The organism is Streptomyces coeruleorubidus (assembly GCF_008705135.1).
GTDB lineage: Bacteria > Actinomycetota > Actinomycetes > Streptomycetales > Streptomycetaceae > Streptomyces > Streptomyces coeruleofuscus.
Window position 1 is genome coordinate 2994826 of the sequence record NZ_CP023694.1, and the last position, 22069, is coordinate 3016894.

The 22069-nt window shown below is 70.4% G+C and carries 20 protein-coding genes; 13 read left to right on the forward strand and 7 right to left on the reverse strand.

Annotated features, from left to right (window positions below):
- Window positions 1-130: 130 nt before the first annotated feature.
- Both aceE and CP976_RS13840 read left to right on the forward strand, forming a co-directional pair.
- Window positions 131-2878: a pyruvate dehydrogenase (acetyl-transferring), homodimeric type gene (gene aceE, locus CP976_RS13835; RefSeq protein ID WP_150480634.1), complete on the forward strand. Its 2748-nt coding sequence runs from the start codon at window positions 131-133 to the stop codon at window positions 2876-2878.
- Window positions 2879-2961: 83 nt separating this feature from the next.
- Complete coding sequence (locus tag CP976_RS13840) at window positions 2962-3696, forward strand: potassium channel family protein (protein WP_150480635.1); 735 nt, start codon at window positions 2962-2964, stop codon at window positions 3694-3696.
- A gap of 80 nt (window positions 3697-3776) precedes the next feature.
- On the opposite strand, the gene CP976_RS13845 is transcribed toward CP976_RS13840, so the two are convergent.
- On the reverse strand, window positions 3777-4088 hold the full coding sequence (locus CP976_RS13845; RefSeq protein ID WP_059415361.1) for a hypothetical protein: 312 nt from the start codon (window positions 4086-4088) through the stop codon (window positions 3777-3779).
- Window positions 4089-4323: 235 nt separating this feature from the next.
- Window positions 4324-5943: an MFS transporter gene (locus CP976_RS13850; protein WP_150480636.1), complete on the reverse strand. Its 1620-nt coding sequence runs from the start codon at window positions 5941-5943 to the stop codon at window positions 4324-4326.
- A 113-nt stretch (window positions 5944-6056) separates the two neighbouring features.
- Between CP976_RS13850 and CP976_RS13855 the strand changes: the two genes are divergently transcribed.
- The 3 genes from CP976_RS13855 (at window position 6057) to CP976_RS13865 (ending at window position 8901) form a co-directional block, all read left to right on the forward strand.
- Window positions 6057-6689, forward strand: coding sequence for a TetR family transcriptional regulator (locus CP976_RS13855; protein WP_229875226.1), 633 nt, complete (start codon window positions 6057-6059; stop codon window positions 6687-6689).
- A 73-nt stretch (window positions 6690-6762) separates the two neighbouring features.
- Window positions 6763-7971, forward strand: a complete 1209-nt coding sequence (locus tag CP976_RS13860; RefSeq protein WP_150480638.1) for an alpha/beta hydrolase — start codon at window positions 6763-6765, stop codon at window positions 7969-7971.
- 66 nt (window positions 7972-8037) lie between these two features.
- Complete coding sequence (locus CP976_RS13865; RefSeq protein ID WP_150485340.1) at window positions 8038-8901, forward strand: DUF4429 domain-containing protein; 864 nt, start codon at window positions 8038-8040, stop codon at window positions 8899-8901.
- A gap of 82 nt (window positions 8902-8983) precedes the next feature.
- Here the strand turns inward: CP976_RS13865 and CP976_RS13870 are convergent, their stop codons facing one another.
- Both CP976_RS13870 and CP976_RS13875 read right to left on the reverse strand, forming a co-directional pair.
- Window positions 8984-9997, reverse strand: a complete 1014-nt coding sequence (locus tag CP976_RS13870) for an aldo/keto reductase (protein ID WP_150480639.1) — start codon at window positions 9995-9997, stop codon at window positions 8984-8986.
- Complete coding sequence (locus CP976_RS13875; RefSeq protein ID WP_150480640.1) at window positions 9994-10458, reverse strand: MerR family transcriptional regulator; 465 nt, start codon at window positions 10456-10458, stop codon at window positions 9994-9996. Before CP976_RS13875 ends, CP976_RS13870 begins: the two co-directional genes overlap by 4 nt.
- A gap of 98 nt (window positions 10459-10556) precedes the next feature.
- Between CP976_RS13875 and CP976_RS13880 the strand changes: the two genes are divergently transcribed.
- Together CP976_RS13880 and CP976_RS13885 are read left to right on the forward strand one after the other, a co-directional pair.
- Entirely contained in the window at window positions 10557-11024 is a 468-nt protein-coding gene (locus CP976_RS13880) for a GNAT family N-acetyltransferase (protein ID WP_150480641.1), read from the forward strand.
- 18 nt (window positions 11025-11042) lie between these two features.
- On the forward strand, window positions 11043-11858 hold the full coding sequence (locus CP976_RS13885) for a serine hydrolase domain-containing protein (protein ID WP_150480642.1): 816 nt from the start codon (window positions 11043-11045) through the stop codon (window positions 11856-11858).
- A gap of 173 nt (window positions 11859-12031) precedes the next feature.
- Here the strand turns inward: CP976_RS13885 and CP976_RS13895 are convergent, their stop codons facing one another.
- On the reverse strand, window positions 12032-12688 hold the full coding sequence (locus CP976_RS13895; RefSeq protein WP_150485341.1) for a pirin family protein: 657 nt from the start codon (window positions 12686-12688) through the stop codon (window positions 12032-12034).
- Between the two features lie 62 nt (window positions 12689-12750).
- Here CP976_RS13895 and fasR point away from each other — a divergent pair, with 62 nt between their 5' ends.
- From fasR to fabF, 5 genes are all read left to right on the forward strand, one after another.
- The gene (gene fasR, locus CP976_RS13900; RefSeq protein ID WP_150480643.1) at window positions 12751-13956 is read left to right on the forward strand and encodes a fatty acid biosynthesis transcriptional regulator FasR; all 1206 of its coding nucleotides are present in this window, start codon (window positions 12751-12753) and stop codon (window positions 13954-13956) included.
- 89 nt (window positions 13957-14045) lie between these two features.
- On the forward strand, window positions 14046-14978 hold the full coding sequence (locus tag CP976_RS13905; protein ID WP_086839222.1) for an ACP S-malonyltransferase: 933 nt from the start codon (window positions 14046-14048) through the stop codon (window positions 14976-14978).
- Window positions 14979-14994: 16 nt separating this feature from the next.
- A complete protein-coding gene (locus tag CP976_RS13910) occupies window positions 14995-15996 on the forward strand; it encodes a ketoacyl-ACP synthase III (protein WP_086839224.1) in 1002 nt (333 codons plus the stop codon).
- A gap of 81 nt (window positions 15997-16077) precedes the next feature.
- Window positions 16078-16326 carry an acyl carrier protein gene (locus CP976_RS13915; RefSeq protein WP_003989952.1) on the forward strand — a complete coding sequence of 83 codons (249 nt, stop codon included), beginning with the start codon at window positions 16078-16080 and terminating at the stop codon, window positions 16324-16326.
- Between the two features lie 86 nt (window positions 16327-16412).
- Window positions 16413-17684 (forward strand): beta-ketoacyl-ACP synthase II, encoded by a 1272-nt coding sequence (fabF, locus tag CP976_RS13920; protein WP_150480644.1) that lies wholly within the window; start codon window positions 16413-16415, stop codon window positions 17682-17684.
- A gap of 141 nt (window positions 17685-17825) precedes the next feature.
- On the opposite strand, the gene CP976_RS13925 is transcribed toward fabF, so the two are convergent.
- Window positions 17826-18320, reverse strand: coding sequence for a DUF3145 domain-containing protein (locus CP976_RS13925; RefSeq protein WP_059420918.1), 495 nt, complete (start codon window positions 18318-18320; stop codon window positions 17826-17828).
- Window positions 18321-18579: 259 nt separating this feature from the next.
- Here CP976_RS13925 and CP976_RS13930 point away from each other — a divergent pair, with 259 nt between their 5' ends.
- Window positions 18580-19467, forward strand: a complete 888-nt coding sequence (locus CP976_RS13930; RefSeq protein ID WP_150480645.1) for an SGNH/GDSL hydrolase family protein — start codon at window positions 18580-18582, stop codon at window positions 19465-19467.
- 85 nt (window positions 19468-19552) lie between these two features.
- Here CP976_RS13930 and CP976_RS13935 read toward each other — a convergent pair whose 3' ends face one another.
- The gene (locus CP976_RS13935) at window positions 19553-22033 is read right to left on the reverse strand and encodes a beta-glucosidase H (RefSeq protein WP_150480646.1); all 2481 of its coding nucleotides are present in this window, start codon (window positions 22031-22033) and stop codon (window positions 19553-19555) included.
- Between the last annotated feature and the right edge of the window lie 36 nt (window positions 22034-22069).

Here is a 22069-nt window from a genome sequence, read left to right on the forward strand (position 1 = left end):
TACCGCTGGGTAGAGATGACGTTTACGGCCCCGAGGTGGACCATGGGGAGCGGCGCGGCCAGAGCGACAACGACCGGCGACCCCAGCGAAACAGCGGCCCTCGCAGGCCCTCTGACAGGTAAGGAACAGCGTGGCTTCCGCATCCGATCGCAACCCGATCATCATTGGCGGCCTTCCGAGTCAGGTTCCTGACTTCGATCCCGAAGAGACGCAGGAGTGGCTCGACTCCCTCGACGCCGCCGTCGACGAGCGTGGCCGGGAACGCGCCCGCTACCTGATGCTGCGGCTGATCGAGCGGGCCCGCGAGAAGCGCGTGGCCGTGCCGGAGATGCGCAGCACGGACTACGTCAACACCATCCCCACCAAGAGCGAGCCGTTCTTCCCGGGCAACGAGGAGATCGAGCGGAAGATCCTCAACGCGACCCGGTGGAACGCGGCGGTGATGGTGTCCCGGGCCCAGCGCCCCGGCATCGGCGTCGGCGGCCACATCGCCACGTTCGCGTCCTCCGCCTCCCTCTACGACGTCGGCTTCAACCACTTCTTCCGCGGCAAGGACGAGGGTGACGGCGGCGACCAGGTCTTCTTCCAGGGGCACGCCTCGCCGGGCATCTACGCCCGCGCCTTCCTGCTGGACCGGCTGAGCGAGCAGCATCTCGACGGCTTCCGCCAGGAGAAGTCCAAGGCGCCGTACGCGCTGTCGTCGTACCCGCACCCGCGGTCGATGCCGGACTTCTGGGAGTTCCCGACGGTGTCGATGGGGCTCGGCCCGATCGGCGCGATCTACCAGGCGCGCATGAACCGCTACATGGAGGCGCGCGGCATCGCCGACACCTCCAAGTCGCACGTCTGGGCGTTCCTCGGCGACGGCGAGATGGACGAGCCGGAGTCGCTGGGCCAGCTGTCCATCGCCGCCCGCGAGGGCCTGGACAACCTCACCTTCGTGGTCAACTGCAACCTCCAGCGCCTCGACGGGCCGGTGCGCGGCAACGGCAAGATCATCCAGGAGCTGGAGTCGATCTTCCGCGGCGCCGGCTGGAACGTGATCAAGCTGGTCTGGGACCGCACCTGGGACCCGCTGCTCGCCCAGGACCGCGACGGCGTGCTGGTCAACAAGATGAACACCACGCCGGACGGGCAGTTCCAGACGTACGCCACGGAGACCGGCGCGTACATCCGCGACCACTTCTTCGGTGACGACCACCGCCTGCGCGCGATGGTCGAGGGCATGACCGACGACCAGATCCTGCACCTGGGACGTGGCGGTCACGACCACAAGAAGATCTTCGCGGCGTACAAGGCGGCCGTGGAGCACAAGGGCCAGCCGACGGTGATCCTCGCCAAGACGATCAAGGGCTGGACGCTGGGCCCGAACTTCGAGGGCCGCAACGCCACGCACCAGATGAAGAAGCTGACGGTCGACGACCTGAAGCGCTTCCGCGACCGTCTCCACCTGCCGATCTCGGACAAGGAGCTGGAGTCCGGCGTGCCGCCGTACTACCACCCGGGTCCGGACTCGGAGGAGCTCCAGTACATGCATGACCGCCGCAGGTCGCTCGGCGGTTACGTCCCCACGCGCGTCGTCCGGTCCGAGCCGCTGCCGCTGCCCGAGGACAAGACGTACGCGACCGTGAAGAAGGGCTCGGGCCAGCAGTCGATCGCCACGACGATGGCCTTCGTACGCCTGCTCAAGGACCTCATGCGGGACAAGGAGATCGGCAAGCGGTTCGTGCTGATCGCGCCGGACGAGTACCGCACGTTCGGCATGGACTCGTTCTTCCCGAGCGCGAAGATCTACAACCCGCTCGGCCAGCAGTACGAGTCGGTCGACCGTGACCTGCTGCTCGCCTACAAGGAGGCGCCGAACGGCCAGATGCTGCACGACGGCATCTCGGAGGCGGGCTGCACGGCGTCCCTGATCGCCGCCGGCTCGGCCTACGCGACCCACGGCGAGCCGCTGATCCCGGTCTACGTCTTCTACTCGATGTTCGGCTTCCAGCGCACCGGCGACCAGTTCTGGCAGATGGCCGACCAGCTGGCCCGCGGCTTCGTCCTGGGCGCGACCGCCGGCCGTACGACCCTGACCGGTGAGGGCCTCCAGCACGCCGACGGCCACTCGCAGCTGCTCGCCTCCACGAACCCCGGCTGCGTGTCGTACGACCCGGCGTTCGGCTTCGAGATCGCGCACATCGTCAGGGACGGCCTGCGCCGGATGTACGGCAGCTCCGAGGAGCACCCGCACGGCGAGGACGTCTTCTACTACCTGACCGTCTACAACGAGCCGATCCAGCACCCGGCCGAGCCGGAGAACGTGGACGTCGACGGCATCCTCAAGGGCGTGTACCGCTTCAGCGAGGGCACCGGCGGCTCGATCCCGGCGCAGATCATGGCGTCGGGTGTCGCGGTGCCGTGGGCGGTCGAGGCGCAGAAGATCCTCGCGGAGGACTGGAACGTCAAGGCCGACGTCTGGTCGGCGACCTCCTGGAACGAGCTGCGGCGCGAGGCCGTGGCCTGTGAGGAGCACAACCTGCTGCACCCCGAGGAGGAGCAGCGGGTGCCGTACGTGACGCGGAAGCTGGCCGACGCGCAGGGTCCGGTCGTGGCCGTGTCCGACTGGATGCGAGCGGTTCCGGACCAGATCGCGCGCTGGGTGCCGCAGACGTACCAGTCGCTCGGCGCGGACGGCTTCGGCTTCGCCGACACCCGGGGTGCGGCCCGCCGCTTCTTCCACATCGACGCGCAGTCGATCGTGGTGGCGGTGCTGACCGAGCTGGCCCGTGAGGGCAAGGTCGACCGGTCGGTGCTCAAGCAGGCCATCGACCGGTACCAGCTGCTCGACGTGTCGGCGGCCGACCCGGGCGCCGCAGGCGGCGACGCGTAAGACGCCAGGCCCTGTCAAGGGGTGGTGAGCCTCACGGGTACACCGTGGGCACACCACCCCTTCACCTTTCCTACGATTCGGCCATGCAGCAGCAGTCGGCCCAACTCCGTTGGGAACAACAAACGCAGCGGCCCCTCTTCGGCCTGGCCCTGGCGTTCGCCGTCGCCTACGCCGTGCCGATCGTCCGGCCCGACGCGAGCCGGGACGTGGTGGAGGTGTGCACGGCCGTCGAGTGGGTGGTGTGGGGCGCGTTCGCACTCGACTACGTCGTACGGCTCGCGCTCGCCGAGCAGCGCAGGGTGTTCGTACGGACGCACTGGCTCGACCTGGGCGCGGTGTTGCTGCCGATGCTTCAGCCGATGCGGCTGCTGCGGCTGGTGTCGACGCTGTTGCTGGTCGGGCAGCGGGCCCGGATGGCCTCGCAGATAAGGCTGACGACCTATGTCGGCGGTGCGGTGGTCGGGCTGCTGATGTTCGGGTCGCTGGCGGTGCTGTCGGTGGAGCGGGACTCGCCGGACGGGAACATCCGGACGCTGGGTGACGCGGTGTGGTGGTCGTTCACGACGATGACGACCGTGGGGTACGGGGATCATTCGCCGACCACCGGGCTGGGGCGGATGCTCGCGGTGGGGTTGATGCTGTCCGGGATCGCCCTGCTGGGTGTGGTGACGGCGAACATCGCGGCGTGGTTCATCTCGCGGTTCGAGAAGGACGATGTCGAGGAGCGGCGGCAGACGGAGGCGATACGGGAGTTGACGGAGGAGGTGCGGCGGCTGCGGGGGGAAGTGGCGGCGTTGAAGGGGACGTCCGTCGAGTAGTGCTCGGCGCACAGAGGTGGGCCCCCGGCCTGGTGGCCAGGGGCCCTTCCCTCACTTCCCCGGGTCGGGACGGCATGGGGTCAGAACAGCATGCCGTTGCCCGGGGTGGTCGCTCCGGCCAGCCAGATGATGGCCAGGAGCGTGTCGATGGCGCCCAGTACGAGGGCGACCACGGCCGTGGCCGGGCGGGAGCCCGACCAGGTGCGGCCCATGGCGAGCCAGCCGCAGACGATCGCCACGGGGCCGAGGATGATCCCCAGCACGAAGAATCCGGCAACCGCGCAGATGACACCGATGATTCCGAGCGTCGCGCGATCCGGCCCGGTCCGTGACCACGTCCGGCCACGTGAGCGGGGGTGCCTGCGCGTACCGTGTCCGAAGCTCGCCATCATCAACTCCCGTAAACCCTCGGTCGGTTGGGGTTCGTGTTCGGGTACGACATGGCGAGTACCCCCGAAACGGGCCTCAATCCCGCTGCTTGCGCGCTGCCCCCCTCCAGCAGCGCGCCGCAGCGTCCGTCCTCCATGCCCTGCGGAGGACTTGACCCACTGTGACCTGCGATGCCCGCCGGAGGGGAGTGTTCGGCGGTCTTGTTCACCCTGATAGGCGAACACCCGGAAAAGACCGTCAGATGTGCGCGGCGCCCGCGCCTGCGCCCGCGTTCTCACCGCGCTTGGTGAGGAACGCCACCAGCACCGCCACGACGGCGACACCGGCGGCGACGAGGGACGCCGCGCTCATGCCGGAGATGAACGTGTCGTGCGCGACGCCCGTGATCTTCGCGGCGATCGCGTCCGGCGTCCCCGGCGCCACCGGCGGGACACCGACCTGGACGGCCTCGGACGCCTGGTGCTCCTGCTCCGGCGTCAGGGGCGGGAGCCCCGCCTTCGTCCAGTTGTCCGCGAGGTCGCTGTCGACCTTGGAGGCCATCACGGCGCCCAGCACGGCCGTGCCGAGGCTGCCGCCGATCTGCATGGCGGCCTGCTGGAGACCACCCGCCACGCCCGACAGCTCCATCGGGGCGTTGCCGACGATGACCTCGGTCGCGCCGACCATGACCGGCGCGAGGCCGAGGCCGAGCAGGGCGAACCAGACCGACATGATGCCGCTGCCGGTGTCCGTCTCCAGCGTCGACATCCCGTACATGGCGATCGCGGTGAGCGCCATGCCGCCCGCGAGCGGGATCCGCGGGCCGACCTTGGTGATCATCGCGCCGGCGAGCGGCGAGCCGACGATCATCATGCCGGTGAGCGGGAGCAGATGCAGTCCGGCGTCGATCGGGCTCATGCCGTGCACGTTCTGGAGGTAGAACGTCACGAAGAACAGCCCGCCCATGAAGGCGATGGCCATCAGGATCATCAGCACGACACCCGCGGACAGCGGGACGGAGCGGAACAGCGCCAGCGGGATCAGCGGCTCCCTGACCTTCGTCTCCCAGAAGGCGAACAGCGCGAAGCCCACGACCGACGCGATGATGAACGCCCACGTCCTGCCGTCGCCCCAGCCCCACTCCGGAGCCTTGATCAAGGCCCAGACCAGGCAGAACATCGCGGCGGACAGCAGGGCGATGCCCAGGATGTCGAAGGAGCGCGGGGCGTTCTCGGCACGGTGGTCGAGGAGGATCCAGACGCCGAGGACGACGGCGAGGACACCGACCGGCACGTTGATGAAGAACACCGACTGCCAGTTGACGTGCTCGACGAGCACGCCGCCGAGGATCGGACCGCCCGCGGTGGACGCGCCGATGACCATGCCCCAGATGCCGATCGCCATGTTGAGCTTCTCGGCCGGGAAGGTGGCGCGCAGCAGGCCGAGCGCGGCCGGCATCAGCAGCGCGCCGAAGAGACCCTGGAGGACGCGGAAGGTGACGACCAGCGCGATGCTGTCGGACAGGCCGATGGCCCCCGAGGCGGCGGCGAAGCCGACGACGCCGATGAGGAAGGTCTGCCGGTGACCGAAGCGGTCGCCGAGCTTGCCCGCGGTGATCAGGGAGACCGCGAGGGCGAGGAAGTATCCGTTGGTGATCCACTGGACCTGGGCGAAGGTGGCGCCGAGGTCCTTCTGTATGGCGGGGTTGGCTATCGCCACGATGGTGCCGTCGAGGGCCACCATCATGACCCCCACAGCGACGGTGATGAGGGTGAGCCAGGGGTGCCCTCGCAGCCCCTTGCCCGGCGTCGCGCCCGACGGCGTCGCCGGTGCCTTGCCCCCCGACCCCGTCGTGTCGATGGTGGTCTGACTAGTCATGCTTCGAGGCTAATGACAGTCACTGACAATTGACAAACCAATTCACAAGTCGGTAACTGACACGACACCCTCCCTATAGCCTGAACTGGGCAAACTTCAGAGAAAGGCACCTCTTGAACCTGCGCGAACGCAAGAAACAGCGCACCCGGGACGCGCTGCTGCGGGCCGCCCTGGAACTGTTCGCCACGCGCGGGTACGAGGAGACGACCGTCGACGACATCGCCGCCGCCGTCGACGTCTCGCAGCGCACCTTCTTCCGCTACTTCGCCGGCAAGGAGGAGACGGCGTTCTACGTGACACGGCTCGCGGAGACGCAGGTCGTCGAGGCCGTACGGGCCCGCCCGCCGGGCGAGGCCCCGCTGGAGGCGCTGCGCCGGGCCCTGCTGGAGAGCTGGGACACGATCAACGAGACGATCGAGGAGATCGTGCCGGTCGACCTCCATATGCGCGTCTACCGGGTGATCGAGTCGACGCCCGCACTGCTCGCCGCCCATCTGCGGCGGGCGACGGAACTGGAGGAGGAGCTCGCGCGCATCATCGCCGAGCGCGAGGGGCTCGACGTGGACGCGGATCCGCGGCCCAGGATCGTCGTGGCGCTCTTCGGCGGGGTGATTCGCGTCACCGAGCGACTGTGGTCCGCGGGGGACGACCTCAGCCTCGAGGGAATGCGCCAACTGACCGCCACCTACCTCGATCAGGTGGGTCCCGCACTGGCCGGGAACTGGCGTACGGGACAGTCCCCTTAGCGCATTCACCGAAACGTGATCCCGGTCACTTGGTTAACGCGAGACCCCTTCGTTCTCCTAGTGTGTCCTTTCAGTGACTTCCTTCGACACCACCCCGCAACTGAACGTCTGGCGCGCACTGCTCGCTCTGGCCGTCGTGTTCGTGATGCTGGCGACCACCGGCTGGACCGCCCTGCGCAACCAGCGGGGCGACACGCCGCTCCAAGCCTCGCTCTCCGCCTGGGAGGACGGCCGCATCGGCGGCTACCGGCTGCCGGACCCGCAGTCCCAGCCGGCGAAGCTGGCCCGCTTCTTCTCCTCGCTCACCGAGCGGGACCGCGCGAGCCTGGTCCGCAAGTACCCGCTCGCGGTCGGCAACATGAACGGCGCCCCGGTCGAACTGCGCTATCGCGCCAATCGCATCGCGCTCGGTCAGGCACGCGAGGTCGAGCGGGAGCGCATCCACGACAACCGTCTCACCCCGTCCGGGAAACATGAGGCGAGCCGCCGGATGCACCGCTTCGAAGACCTCATGGAGAAGGACCGCCGCATCCTCGCCTTCGACCCCGAGGGTTCGGGGCGGGTGGCGGAGGTCTTCGGCGACCTGCGCGAGGCGGACCGGGTCTCGGTCGTCGTCCCCGGCGTGGACACCGACCTGCTCACCTTCCAGCGCACCCGCCGCAAGTACTCGGCGCCCGTCGGCATGGCCGAGTCCCTGTACGCGGCCGAGCGGGCGGCGCGCCCCTCGACCCGTACGGCCGTGATCGCCTGGGCCGACTACACGGCACCCAGCGGACTCGGCATCGACTCGGCCACGGCGATGCGCGCCAAGGAGGGGGCCGTACGGCTGAACTCGCTCGTGCGGGCGCTGCCGGGCGGCTCGCCGGTCTCGCTGTTCTGCCACAGCTACGGCTCCGTGGTGTGCGGGGTCGCCGCGCACTCGCTGCCGGGCCGGGTGTCCGACATCGCGGTGGCCGGCAGCCCCGGCATGCGCGTGGAGAAGGCGGCCCAACTGCAGACCACCGCCCGGGTGTGGGCGATGCGGGACGCCGACGACTGGATCCAGGACGTGCCGTACCTGGAGGTCGGCGGGCTGGGCCACGGGGCCGACCCGGTGTCCAGCGGGTTCGGCGCGCGGGTGCTGTCGGCGCAAGGCGCGAAGGGTCACGCCGGCTACTTCGAGCCGGGCACGGCAAGTCTGATGAATTTCGCAGAGATCGGCGTTGGCGCATACCGCTCGGTGCACTGCGCGCACGAAGACGGCGTCTGTCGGACCGGTTTGTCCGGCACGGCGGCGGCCTGACGCGCGTAGAAGCGAAGGAATTGCGGTCTGCTCGGGAGGGGGACGGAGGAGCGCGTGCCGCATACGATGAGCCGCATGGGTGACGTACTGGCCGGATTGCATGCCGCCTGGGAGTTCGAGTCCGACTCCGTGCTCATCCGTTACGAGCGGGGAATTCGAACACCCAAGCTCTTCCAGGCACTGGGGGAACGTCGTGTGCCCCTGGAGGCGATCGCCGGGGTGACACTGACACGCGGGAAGCGCGGCACGGTGGTGCTCCGCGTCGAGCCGCGGCCCGGTGCCGACCCGTTGATGGAGGCGGCCGCCGGGCAGCTCAAGGACGGCGGCGACCCCTACCGGCTGGTGCTGCCCGCCGAGCGGGAGGTCCTCGCGGAGTACTACGCCGAGGAACTGCAAGGGCTGCTGACGGAGTCCGGGCCGGCGGAGCGGTTCCTCGTGGAGCCGCCCAAGGGGCCGTTGTCGTTCAAGGCGTACGACGGGAAGGCCTCGTTCGACGGGCGGACCGTGAACTTCCGGTGGTTCTGGACGGGGGCGTCGTCGGCGAAGTGGAAGGCCGGGGACCAGAGCTTCTCCGTCGGGGAGCTGAACGGGGTGGAGTGGCGGTCGCCCGAGGTCTTCGAGGGGCATCTGCGGTTGCTGCGGCGTGATGAGGCGGGGGCGGGGGCTGCCGCGCAGGCCGACCAGGATCCTGCCGCGGTGGTGTTCGGGCTGGGGTACGGGCCTGTGCACGAGTCACTGCCGTTCGCTGCGGCGGTGTTGGCGGCGGTGCGGGCGTCCAGTCCGGTGGCGGCTGTGTCCGCGGCGGGGCCGCGGCGTGATCCCGCGGACATCGCCGAGCGGATCCGGCATCTCGGGGAGTTGCATCAGGCCGGTTTGGTGACCGATGAGGAGTTTTCGGTCAAAAAGGCTGAGTTGTTGGCGGAGCTTTAGCGTCTGCCTGGATCTCGCCGTGTGCGGGCGCGGGTTCGTGCGTGGTTGTTCGCGCAGTTCCCCGCGCCCCTAGGGCAACCCCCTACTCCCTGCCTGCAGAGGTAAAGGCCATGTCCGCGTAGCGGTTGCCTGCCACCTGGGCCGCTATGCCGTTCAGCAGGTCCAGTTGTTCGTCCGTCAGGACGATCCTGGTCGCTGCCGTGTTCTCCTCCACCCTGGACGGCTTGCGGGTGCCGGGGATCGGGATCACCGGGAGGTTGTGGATCGTCGCCTGCTGCTGGACCCAGGCCAGGGCGATCTGGCCGAGGGACGCGCCGTGGGAGTCGGCCACCGAGCGGATCAACTTCAGCAGGGAGGCGTTGGTCGCCGCGTTGTCGCCCGTGAAACGGGGCTGCTGGCGGCGGAAGTCGTCGGGGGTCAGGTCCTCGGCCTTGGCGAAGGAACCCGTGAGGAAGCCGCGGCCGAGCGGGGAGTAGGGGACCAGGGCCACGCCCAGGTCGCGGGCCGCGGGGACGACCTTCGGCTCGATGTCACGGCTGAACAGCGACCACTCCGACTGCACGGCCGCGATCGGGTGCACCGCGTGGGCGGCGCGGAGTTCGTCCGCCGTCACCTCGCTCAGGCCCAGGTGCTTGACCTTGCCCTCGCGGACCAGGTCGGCCATGGTGCCGACGCTCTCCTCGATCGGCACGTTCACATCGCGCCGGTGCATGTAGTAGAGGTCGATGACGTCGACGTCGAGGCGCTTCAGGCTCGCTTCCACGGCCTGGCGGATGTAGGGCGGGTCGTTGCGGATGACGCGTCGCGTCGGGTCGTCCGGGGGAATCGACAGGGCGAACTTGGTCGCGATGACGACCTCGTCGCGGTGGGCCTTGAAGAACGGCGAGAGGAACCGCTCGTTCTCGCCGGCGCCGTATGCGTCGGCCGTGTCGTAGAAGGTGACGCCCAGTTCGAGCGCCCGTTCGAGGGTGGCCCGGGACGCTTCGGCGTCCACGGGGCCGTAGGCGAAGCTCATGCCCATGCAGCCGAGGCCCTGGACACTCACCTCGGGGCCGTGGTCGCCGAGCTTCGCCGTCGTGATCCTGCCGTCCGTCATCGGGACCTCTCCGACGCCAGGGCCCGCCCGGCGTCCGCGTAGAAACTGATCTTCCGGTCGAGCACGGCGAGCGTGCCCCGGAGTTCGTCGATCCTGGCCAGCACGTCCTCGCGGGTCGTCTTCAGCAGGTCGAAGCGCTCGCCGTAGGTGTGGTCGCCCTCACGCACGAGTTCCGCGTACCGGACCATGTCCGCGACCGGCATGCCCGTCAGGCGGAGCTTGCCCACGAGGTCGAGCCAGTCGAGGTCGCGGTTGGTGTAGCGGCGCTGGCCGGTGTGGGACCGGTCGATGTGCGGCATCAGGCCGATGCGCTCGTACCAGCGCAGGGTGTGCGCCGTCAGGCCCGTCAGGGCGACGACCTCGCTGATCGTGTAGCGGTCCTGGCCGTCCGGACGCCGGTTCTGCTGCGGCGGGCCGGCGCAGGTGTCGGTCCTGGTACCCGTGGTCTCCATCACCGTCATGCCCCCAACGCTAGAACCTTGGAGTGCACTCCAAGCAAGCTCCGACGGTAAGAAATCGGCAGGACACTTCTTGATCGGGCTGGTTAGCGTAGGGCGTCATGAGTGTCGTACGCCGCGCCCTGCCCGAGGACGCCGAGGAAGTCCTGCGTCTGCGCCAGATCATGATCGACTCGTTGTTCGGCGACCCCGCCACCGCCTGGCACGGGGAGTCGCTGCCCACACTGAAGGCCAAACTGGGCGCCTCGGACGGGGACTTCACGGCGTTCGTGGTGGACCACCCCGAACGGCCGGGGACGCTGGCCTCCCTGGTGGCCGGGACGATCGACTACCGCATCGGCAAGTCGGGCGACCCGCAGGGCATGGTGGGCTTCGTCTTCAGTGTCGCCACCGACCCGTCCGCCCGGCGCCGTGGGTACGCGCGCGCGTGCATGACCACGCTGCTGGAGTGGTTCCGCGAGCGCGGCGCCCGGCGCGTGCAGCTCACCGCCTCCCCGGAGGCCCAGCCGCTGTACGTCTCCCTGGGTTTCCGGCCCAAGCCCGACCCCTTGCTGGAGCTGACGCTCTGAGCGCATAGGCTCGAACGCATGTCGCTGAAGAGCCTCGCGTTGATCGAGAACTGGCCGGTTCCCACCGCCGCTGCGGGTGTCGTACGAGCGGACGGCACCGTCCTGGGCACCCACGGACCGGCCGGACAGCGGTTCCCGCTCGCGTCGGTGACCAAGCCGCTCGCCGCCTACGCGTTCCTCGTCGCGTACGAGGAGGGGGCCGTCGAACTCGACGAGCCCGCCGGTCCGGCAGGCTCGACGGTCCGGCACCTGCTCGCCCACACCTCGGGCCTCGCCTTCGACGAGCACAAGGTCACGGCCGCGCCCGGGGAACGGCGGCTGTACTCGAACGCCGGCTTCGAGCAGCTCGGCGACCATGTCGCGAAGGCGACCGACATCCCGTTCGGGGAGTACCTGCGGCAGGCCGTGCTGGAGCCGCTGGGGATGGCCTCGACGACCCTGGACGGCTCTCCGGCCAAGGACGGCGTGTCCACGGTCGAGGACCTGCTGCGGTTCGCGGCCGAGGTGCAGGCCCCGCGCCTGCTGGACCCGCGCACGGTCGCCGAGGCGATGACCGTGCACTACCCGGGCACGAAGGGCGTCCTGCCGGGGTACGGGCACCAGAACCCCAACGACTGGGGGCTCGGCTTCGAGATCCGCGACTCCAAGTCGCCGCACTGGACGGGCTCTTCGTCCTCGCCGCGCACGTTCGGTCACTTCGGGCAGTCCGGGACGTTCCTGTGGATCGACCCCGACGCGCGGGCCGCGTGCGTCGCGCTGACGGACCGGGCGTTCGGACCGTGGGCGATCGAGGCGTGGCCGGTCTTCACGGACGCGGTGCTGGCCGACCTCTAGGGCGTGTCCGTAAAGTCCCGTCGTCCGCCCGGAGGGCGGGCCCCGCGGCGTCCGGTGCGTGCTCTCGGCGTGCCGGGCGGACGCCCTCGTACTGGTTGTACGCGGGTGTTCGACCGGTGCGGCGAGAGTGCGTGCCGGGCGTCGCGGGGCAGGCGGGACTTTGCGGACACGCCCTAGGGCGTGGTCATCTCCCAGACGAGCAGCTCCGCCTGTGTCACGCCCTCGGCGTCCAGGCCCTTGGCGCCGGTGATCCGCGCCGCGTCGCCGGTGCCCAGCGTCTCGCCGTCCAGGCGTACCTCACCGCGTACGACGTGCACGTACGCGTACGCCGCGTCCGGTACCGCCGTCCGCTCCCCCGCCCCCAGCCGCCGTACGTGCAGCATCGCGGCGGCCTCCGGGACGGCGTAGGGCGTCGAGTCGGCGATGCCGTGGACGACCTCGTAGTACGGGTCGCCGCCGGGCCGGAGCGGGGCCAGCCACATCTGGACGAAGGTGAGGGGGCCGGGGCCGTCGTTGCGCTCCACATGGCGCACCCCGCCCGCCGAGCTGAGCCGCTGCACGTCGCCGTGGCGCACCACCGACTCGTGGCCGGTGGAGTCCCGGTGCGTCAGCTCCCCCTCGACCACCCACGTCACGATCTCGGTGTGGCTGTGCGGATGCTCGTCGAAGCCGGCGCCGGGCGCCAGGTGCTCCTCGTTGCAGGCGATCACCGCGCCGAAACGGAGGTTGTCCGGGTCGTAGTGGGGGCCGAAGGAGAAGGCGTGCCTGCTCTCGATTCCGGCCGCCGGGTCGCCACCTCGGTAGCGCTCGTCAGCGCGCCGTACGTCCATCACGGAGTCCACCGTAGACCCGGCGACGCACCTTCCCGTCCGGATAAGGCAGTCTTGTCCCCGTGCCCGAACCCGAAACCAGCAAGAACGAAGCCGCAGCACACGACGTCCACCCGCATGCCGCGACGCTGAAGCGGCTGGAGAAATCGTCCGGATCGCTCGCCGCGCAGGCCATCGCGCGGATGGACGACACGCTGCCCTGGTACCGGGCCATGCCCCCGGAGAACCGTTCCTGGATCGGTCTGGTCGCGCAGGCGGGTATCGCCGCCTTCACCGAGTGGTTCCGGCGTCCGGACGCCCCGCAGGCCATCTCCACCGACGTGTTCGGAACCGCGCCCCGCGAGCTGACCCGGGCGATCACGCTGCGGCAGACCGTGGAGATGGTGCGCACCACCATCGAGGTCATGGAGAGCGCGATCGACGAGGTCGCGGCCCCGGGCGACGAGAACGTGCTGCGCGAGGCCCTGCTCGTGTACGCCCGGGAGATCGCCTTCGCGACCGCCCAGGTGTACGCGCAGGCCGCCGAGGCGCGCGGTGCCTGGGACGCCCGGCTCGAGTCCCTGGTGGTCAACGCCGTGCTCAGCGGTGAGGCCGACGAGGGAGCCGTGTCGCGGGCCGCCGCCCTCGGGTGGAACTCGCCCGAGCACGTGTGTGTCGTGCTCGGGACGGCGCCCGACGGGGACAGCGAACTGACCGTCGAGGCCATACGGCGCGCGGCCCGGCACGCCAAGCTCCAAGTGCTCACCGGGGTGCTCGGCGACCGGCTGGTCGTCATCGCCGGCGGCAGCGACAATCCGCTGGCCGTCGCCAAGTCGCTCATCGGCCCGTTCGCCGCCGGGCCGGTCGTGGCGGGCCCGGTGGTGCCGGATCTGCAGGCCGCGACCCGGTCCGCGCAGGCCGCGGCGGCGGGCCTCAAGGCGTGTTCCGCCTGGCAGGACGCCCCGCGCCCGGTGCTGGCGGACGACCTGCTGCCGGAGCGGGCGATGGCCGGCGACCCCTCGGCCCGCGAGCAACTGGTGGAGGAGATCTACAGACCGCTGGAGGAGGCCGGGGCCGCGCTCCTGGAGACCCTCAGCGTCTATCTCGAACAGGCGAGCAGTCTGGAGGGCGCCGCCCGGATGCTCTTCGTCCATCCCAACACCGTCCGCTACCGGCTTCGACGTGTGACTGACGTCACCGGCTGGTCACCCTCCGATGTACGCTCTGCGTTCACACTTCGGATCGCATTGATCCTGGGGCGTCTGGTCGATGGAGATCCGCAGCCCTAAGGTTTTGTCGGAGCTCGACAAAACCCCCTCGTGTTCTTCGTCCCTGTCCCCACGGGCGGCCGCGCCCGTCCTCAAGAGAGAGTGTGAGAGTGCTCGTACTCGTCGCTCCCGGCCAGGGCGCCCAGACGCCCGGCTTCCTGACTGCATGGCTCGACTTCCCCGGTGTCCGCGGTGCCCTCGAGGCCTGGTCGGACGCCGTGGGACTCGACCTGATCCGTTACGGCACCGAGGCCGACGCGGAAGAGATCCGCGACACCGCGGTGGCGCAGCCGCTGCTGGTCGCGGCCGGACTGGCGTCCGCGTACATGCTCTTCGACGACCCGGCCGAGCTGCCGGGCAAGGTCGGCGCCATCGCCGGGCACAGCGTCGGGGAGATCACCGCGGCCTCGCTCGCCGGAGTGCTCCCCCACGAGGAGGCGCTCCGCCTCGTCCGCACCCGTGGACTCGCCATGGCCGAGGCCGCCGCCGTCACCGAGACCGGCATGGCCGCTCTCCTCGGCGGCGACCCCGAAGTGACGGTTCCGCACCTGGAGAAGCTCGGCCTGACCCCGGCGAACATCAACGGCGCGGGCCAGATCGTCGCGGCCGGCACCAAGGAGCAGCTCGCCGCGCTGGAGGCGGACAAGCCCGAGGGTGTGCGCAAGGTCGTCGCGCTGAAGGTGGCCGGCGCGTTCCACACCCACCACATGGCCCCCGCGGTCGACACGCTGGCGAAGGCCGCCGAGGCCCTGACGCCCGGCGACCCGAAGGTCACCTACGTCTCCAACAAGGACGGGCAGGCGGTCGCCGCCGGCACCGAGGTGCTGGACCGTCTGGTCGGCCAGGTCGCCAACCCGGTCCGCTGGGACCTGTGCATGGAAACCTTCAAGGAGCTCGGCGTCACCGCCCTGATCGAGGTGTGCCCCGGCGGGACCCTCACCGGGCTGGCCAAGCGTGCCCTGCCCGGTGTGAAGACGCTGGCCCTGAAGTCCCCCGCCGACCTCGACGCGGCTCGCGAGCTCATCGCCGAGCACAGTGCCTGACAAGGAGCCGGAGAGCATGGCGAAGATCAAGCCCAGCAAGGGCGCCCCGTACGCGCGCATCCTCGGCGTCGGCGGCTACCGTCCGACCCGGGTCGTGCCGAACGAGGTGATCCTGGAGACGATCGAGTCGTCCGACGAGTGGATCCGCTCGCGCTCCGGCATCGAGACGCGGCACTGGGCCTCGGACGAGGAGACCGTCGCCGCGATGTCGCTGGAGGCCTCCGGCAAGGCCATCGCGGACGCGGGCATCTCCGTCGAGCAGATCGGCGGCGTCATCGTCTCCACCGTCTCGCACTTCAAGCAGACCCCGGCCGTCGCCACCGAGATCGCCGACAAGCTGGGCACCGACAAGGCCGCCGCCTTCGACATCTCGGCGGGCTGCGCGGGCTTCGGCTACGGCCTCACGCTCGCCAAGGGCATGATCGTCGAGGGCTCGGCGGAGTACGTCCTGGTGATCGGCGTGGAGCGGCTGAGCGACCTCACCGACCTGGAGGACCGGGCGACGGCCTTCCTGTTCGGCGACGGTGCCGGCGCGGTCGTGGTCGGCCCGTCCCAGGAGCCCGAGATCGGCCCGACCGTGTGGGGCTCGGAGGGCGACAAGTCCGAGACCATCAAGCAGACCGTGCCGTGGACGGACTACCGGGACGGGACGGTCGAGAAGTTCCCCGCGATCACCCAGGAAGGCCAGGCGGTGTTCCGCTGGGCCGTGTTCGAGATGGCGAAGGTCGCCCAGCAGGCGCTGGACGCGGCCGGGATCACCGTGGACGATCTGGATGTCTTCATCCCGCACCAGGCCAACGTGCGGATCATCGACTCGATGGTGAAGACGCTGAAACTGCCGGAGCACGTCACGGTCGCGCGTGACATCCGAACCACCGGCAACACCTCGGCCGCCTCGATCCCGCTCGCGATGGAGCGGCTCCTGGCGACCGGCGAGGCGAAGAGCGGCGACACCGCGCTCGTCATCGGCTTCGGGGCGGGTCTCGTGTACGCCGCGACTGTCGTTACCCTCCCCTAGGCACTCCGTGCCGGATCATGCGGTCCGGCACCGGAGAAACACCTGCCACACCCTCTGGAACATCTACGAAGGAGCGCCGACATGGCCGCCACTCAGGAAGAGATCGTCGCCGGTCTCGCCGAGATCGTGAACGAGATCGCCGGCATCCCGGTTGAGGACGTCCAGCTGGACAAGTCCTTCACCGACGACCTGGACGTCGACTCGCTGTCCATGGTCGAGGTCGTCGTCGCCGCCGAAGAGCGCTTCGACGTCAAGATCCCGGACGAGGACGTCAAGAACCTCAAGACCGTCGGCGACGCGACCGACTACATCCTCAAGCACCAGGGCTGATCGATCGATCAGGCCTTCGGGCTGACTGCCCCGCCACCCGGCGGTGGCGCCGCTTAATCCTCGGATCCGTTGGAGAAAGAATTCCCGTGAGCTCGACCAATCGCACCGTGGTCGTCACCGGTATCGGCGCAACCACACCGCTGGGTGGCGACGTAGCCTCTACCTGGGAGGGCCTCGTCGCCGGACGTTCCGGTGTCAAGCCCCTGGAGCAGGAATGGGCCGCCGAGCAGGCGGTCAAGATCGCCGCCCCCGTCGCCGTGGAACCGACCGAGGTCATTCCCCGGCCGCAGGCCCGCCGACTCGACCGCTCGGCGCAGTTCGCGCTGATCGCGGCCAAGGAGGCATGGGCGGACGCCGGTTTCGAGGCGAAGGCCGGCGAGGACCCCGCCGTCGACCCGGACCGGCTCGGCGCCGTCATCGCCTCCGGCATCGGCGGCGTGACCACGCTGCTCGACCAGTACGACGTGCTCAAGGAGAAGGGCGTCCGCCGCGTCTCCCCGCACACCGTGCCCATGCTGATGCCCAACAGCCCGTCGGCCAACGTGGGGTTGGCCGTGGGTGCCCGGGCGGGCGTGCACACCCCGGTCTCCGCCTGCGCCTCGGGCGCCGAGGCCATCGGCTACGCCATCGAGATGATCCGCACCGGCCGTGCCGACGTCGTCGTCGCCGGTGGCACGGAGGCGGCGATCCACCCGCTGCCCATCGCCGCGTTCGGCAACATGATGGCGATGTCCAAGAACAACGACGACCCGCAGGGTGCGTCGCGTCCCTACGACGTGGCCCGCGACGGCTTCGTCCTCGGCGAGGGCGCCGGTGTCGTCGTCCTGGAGTCCGCCGAGCACGCCGCCAAGCGCGGTGCCCGCGTGTACGCCGAGGCCGTCGGGCAGGGCATCTCCGCCGACAGCCACGACATCGTGCAGCCGGAGCCGGAGGGGCGGGGCATCTCGCAGGCCCTCCAGAACCTGCTGGAGCGGACCGACCTGGACCCGGCGGAGATCGTGCACGTCAACGCGCACGCGACGTCGACGCCGGCCGGTGACATCGCCGAGTTGAAGGCGCTGCGGAAGGTGTTCGGTGACGACACCGACCACTTCGCGGTGTCCGCGACGAAGTCGATGACCGGGCATCTGCTGGGTGGTGCGGGTGGTGTCGAGACGGTGGCGACCGTGCTCGCGCTGTACCACCGGGTGGCTCCGCCCACGATCAACGTGGAGAACCTCGACCCGGAGGCCGAGGCGCATGCCGATGTCGTCCGGGGTGAGGCTCGCAAGCTGCCGGTCGACGGGCGTATCGCCGCGTTGAACGACTCGTTCGGGTTCGGTGGGCACAACGTGGTGCTGGCGTTCCGGACGGTTTGATCCTGCCTTACGGCGAGTGGCCCGGACTCTTGGTGAGTTCGGGCCACTCGCCGTTTTGTTCGCGTTGTGTGCCGGGTGCGGGTCGGTGGGGGTTGTTCGCGCAGTTCCCCGCGCCCCTGAGGGCGTGCCCCTGAGGTGCGTTTACACCACCTGGTGGAGCCAGCGGACCGGGGCGCCTTCGCCTGCGTATCTGAACGGCTCCAGTTCGTCGTCCCAGGGCTTGCCGAGCAGCTTGTTGAGCTCGGCCTCCAGGTCCGTTTCGCCGCGCTGGCTTCGTTGCAGGGCCGCGCGCAGGCGGTCCTCGGGGATGAGGATGTCGCCGTGGATGCCGGTGACGGCGTGGAAGATGCCCAGGTCGGGAGTGCAGCTGTAGCGCTCGCCCTCGGCGGTGGGGCAGGGTTCCGCGGTGACCTCGAAGCGGAGGAGGTGCCAGCCGCGCAGCGCCGACGCCAGCTTCGACGCCGTGCCCACCTGGCCCTGCCAGGAGAACTCCGAGCGCCAGGTGCCCGGGGCGGCGGGCTGACGGATCCAGTCCAGGCTGACGCGCGTACCGAGCACCCCGGCGACGGCCCACTCGACGTGCGGGCACAGCGCGCGCGGCGCCGAGTGCACGTACAGAACTCCACGTGTCGTCACCGGAACCTCCGGGCAGAGCGGGACATCTTGGAAACGGGCGGAACGGCTGTGACCGGGCGGGTCACGTTGATGGCGAGGCTACCGTGCGGTGACGCAAGGAGTGTGACGTACGGTCGGTCCCGGGGCCGGGAAACGCCCGCCATTCACCCAGGGGGACGCTTGTACGGGTGTGAGCCGTTGCACCTGATCGGTCGGGAACCCTCGTGCGTTGTTATTGGTTGGGGAGACAGGCACGGCGCGGCGAGGGGAAGGACCAGGGATGCGGAAGCGAAGCCACCGCCCACGGGTCGTTCTCGCCCTGGCCGTGGCGGCCGCCCTGGGTGTCGCCGGATGTGATGCCGTCGGGGGCGACTCCCCCGCCCCGTCCGCTACCGCCAGGCCGTCCCCGAAGCCCACGCCCCTGTGGGACCGCAGCCCGAGTTCCGTCGCGGCCGTGGGCGACTCCATCACGCGGGGTTTCGACGCCTGTGAGGTGCTGTCGGACTGCCCGGAGGCGTCCTGGGCGACCGGTGCGAGCCCCGAGGTGGACTCCCTCGCCGTACGGCTGCTGGGGCGGGCCGGGGCCGCGGAGCGGAGCTGGAACTACGCCGTGACCGGGGCGCGGATGGCGGACCTGCCCGGGCAGATCGCCCAGGCGGTGCGGCGCAAGCCGCAGCTCGTGACGGTGATGGTCGGGGCGAACGACGCCTGCCGGGCCACCCCCGCGGCGATGACTCCGGTCCCCGAGTTCCGCGCCGACTTCGAGGACTCCCTGCGCTCCCTGCGCAAGGCGCTGCCCAAGGCGCAGGTGTTCGTGGCGAGCGTGCCGAATTTGAAGCGGCTGTGGTCCGAGGGCCGCACCAGCCCGATGGGCAAGCAGATCTGGCAACTGGGCATCTGCCCGTCGATGCTGGGTGACGCGGACGCCCTGGACTCGGCGGCGAACCTGCGGCGGAGCACGGTGCAGAAGCGGGTGGAGGACTACAACAAGGTCCTGAAGGAGGTCTGCGCCAAGGACGAGCGGTGCCGCTACGACGGGGGCGCGGTGTACGACTACCGCTTCGGCACCACCCAGTTGAGCCGCTGGGACTACTTCCACCCGAGCGTGAACGGACAGGCCCGGCTGGCGGAGATCGCGTACCGGACCGTCACGGCGGAGCGGCCCTGACCCGTGCGGTCCGTCGCGGACGACGAGCCCCGGTCCAGGGGTCAGGTCCCGGACCGGGGCTGCTCGGTGGGGAACTCGTCCCGGATCAGACGTTAATCGTGGCGGTGATCCTGCGGTCCGTGATCGAGCGCCCCACCTGGATCTCGTACGAACCCTTCACAAACGACCACGACATGGTCGTCTCGTCCCAGACCTCGAAGGCCCGGCGCGGCAGTTCGACGGTCGCCTCGACGCTCTGGCCGGGTCCGGCGTCCACGCCCGCGAAGCCGGCCAGCCAGCGGGCCGGGCGGGTGGGGTCGGGCTCGCTCGGGGCGAGGTAGACCTGGACGACCTCGTGGCCGGGGCGGTCGCCGGTGTTGCGGAGGCGGACCTTGGCGGTGGTCGCGTCGGCGGCGCCCTCGACCTCGACCGACTCGTAGGTCCAGTCGGTGTAGCCGAGGCCGTGGCCGAAGGGGTAGGCGGGGGTGCGGCCCTGCTTCTCCCAGGCGCGGTAGCCGATGAAGACGTCCTCGTCGTAGGGGAGTTCGCCGCCCTCCGGGACGACCTGGGTGACCGGGGCGTCGGTGAGGGAGCCCCAGGTGGTGGGCAGGCGGCCGCCGGGCTCGTGGGCGCCGGTGAGCACGTCCGCGAGGGCCGCGCCGCCCTCCTGGCCGGGGAACCAGGTGAGGAGCACGGCGGCGACGTCGTCGCGCCACGGCATTTCCACCGGGGAGCCGGCGTTGACGACCACGACGGTGTCGGGGTTGGCGGCGGCGACGGCGCGGACCAGGTCGTCCTGGCGGCCGGGGAGGCGCAGGTCCGTGCGGTCGAAGCCCTCCGACTCGACGCGGTCGGTGGTGGCGACCACAACGATGGCCGTGTCGGCGGCCCGGGCGGCCTCGGCGGCCTCGGCGATCAGTTCGTCGGGGTCGCGCTGCGGGTCCTGGTGGGCGAGGGTGAAGCCGATGGTCCGCATGGGGTGGTCGCTGGACGGCGGGACGGTGTAGGTCAGGGAGACCTCGACCGTTTCGCCCGTGGTCAGTTCGACCCGGGCGTGGGGCACCGGGGAGCCGAAGAACGCCGCGAAGGGGTCGCCGTCCTCGGCGGGGCGCTGCACGTCGTCGAAGTACGTGGTGCCCGCGACGGTCAGCCTGAAGGGGCCGAGGCCCTTGAAGCCGAAGGTGTGCGTGCCGGTCTCGCGCGGGGTGAAGGTGCCCGTCAGCTCGACGGTCGCCAGGGTTTCGTGGGTGACGCCGTCCGGGAGGTCGTCGCCCATCCACTGGATGTGGCCGTCGGCGGTCGAGCGGGTGCCGATGACGGTGCCCTCACTGTCGCGGCAGACGGTGCGCAGTTCGAAGCCCTGGCCGGCGACGGGGAGTTCGGTGTTCGGGTCGGCGCCGAGGGCGTAGGTGAGGCTGCCGTCGGGGAGGGCGGCGGTGAGGCCGTCGAGCGGGGAGACGGTCCGGGCGGGGAAGACGGTGGCGGAGCCACCACCGAGGACGCGGGCGTCGCGGGCGGCGGCGCCGATCAGCGCGATCCTGCCGGGCTTCAGCGGCAGCGCGGCGTTCTCGTTGCGGACGAGGACGAAGGAGCGGCGGGCGATCTCGCGGGCGAGCGCCTCGCCGTGGACGGGCTCGGGCAGGTCGGTGACGGCCGGTTCGGCGCCCTCCAGGATGCCGACCCGGGCGGCCAGGCGCAGGACCCGGCGGACCGCCTCGTCGACCTGGGCCTCGTCGGCCCGGCCGTCCCGTACGGCTTGCGCGAGGGCCTCGCCGTAGACGGTCCGAGGGCCGGGCATGGCGATGTCGAGTCCGCCGGCGAGGGCGCCGGTGGTGGAGCGGGCGGCGGTCCAGTCGGAGACGTTGATGCCGTCGAAGCCCCACTCGCCGCGCAGGACCTCGTTGACCAGGTAGTGGTGCTCGGTCATCGTCGTGCCGTTGACCGTGTTGTAGGCGGTCATGATGCCCCAGGGGTGGGCGTTCTCGACGATCGCCTCGAAGGGGGCCAGGTAGAGCTCGCGCAGGGCGCGTTCGCCGACGAGGTTGTTCACCGTGAGGCGGTCGGTCTCGGCGTCGTTGGCGACGAAGTGCTTGACGGTGGTGCCGACGCCGCCGGACTGGACGCCCCGGACGTACTCGGTGCCGATCCGCCCCGTGAGGTACGGGTCCTCACTGTAGGCCTCGAAGTGGCGGCCGCCGAGCGGGGAGCGGTGCAGGTTGACCGTGGGGGCGAGCAGGACGTGGACGCCCTTGCGGCGGGCCTCCTGGGCCAGCAGCACGCCGGCCCGGTGGGCGAGCCCCGGGTCCCAGGTGGCGGCGAGCGCGGTCGGTGAGGGCAGGGCGACGGACGGGTCGTCGGCGCTCCAGTGCACCCCGCGGACGCCGATCGGGCCGTCGGACATGACCAGGGAGGCCAGTCCGGCCTCCGGCAGGGCGGGCAGGCTCCACATGTCCTGGCCGGCCAGGAGCCGTGCCTTGGCGTCCAGGTCGAGTGTGCCGAGGGCTGCCTCGACCGCCGCCTCACGTCGTGCTTCTGCTGTGTCCGCCACGTCGCCACCTCCACGTCGAGAGTCGCTGGATGCCGACATCGTGCCCGCGTTACCTGTAATGCGGTAGGTTTCGTT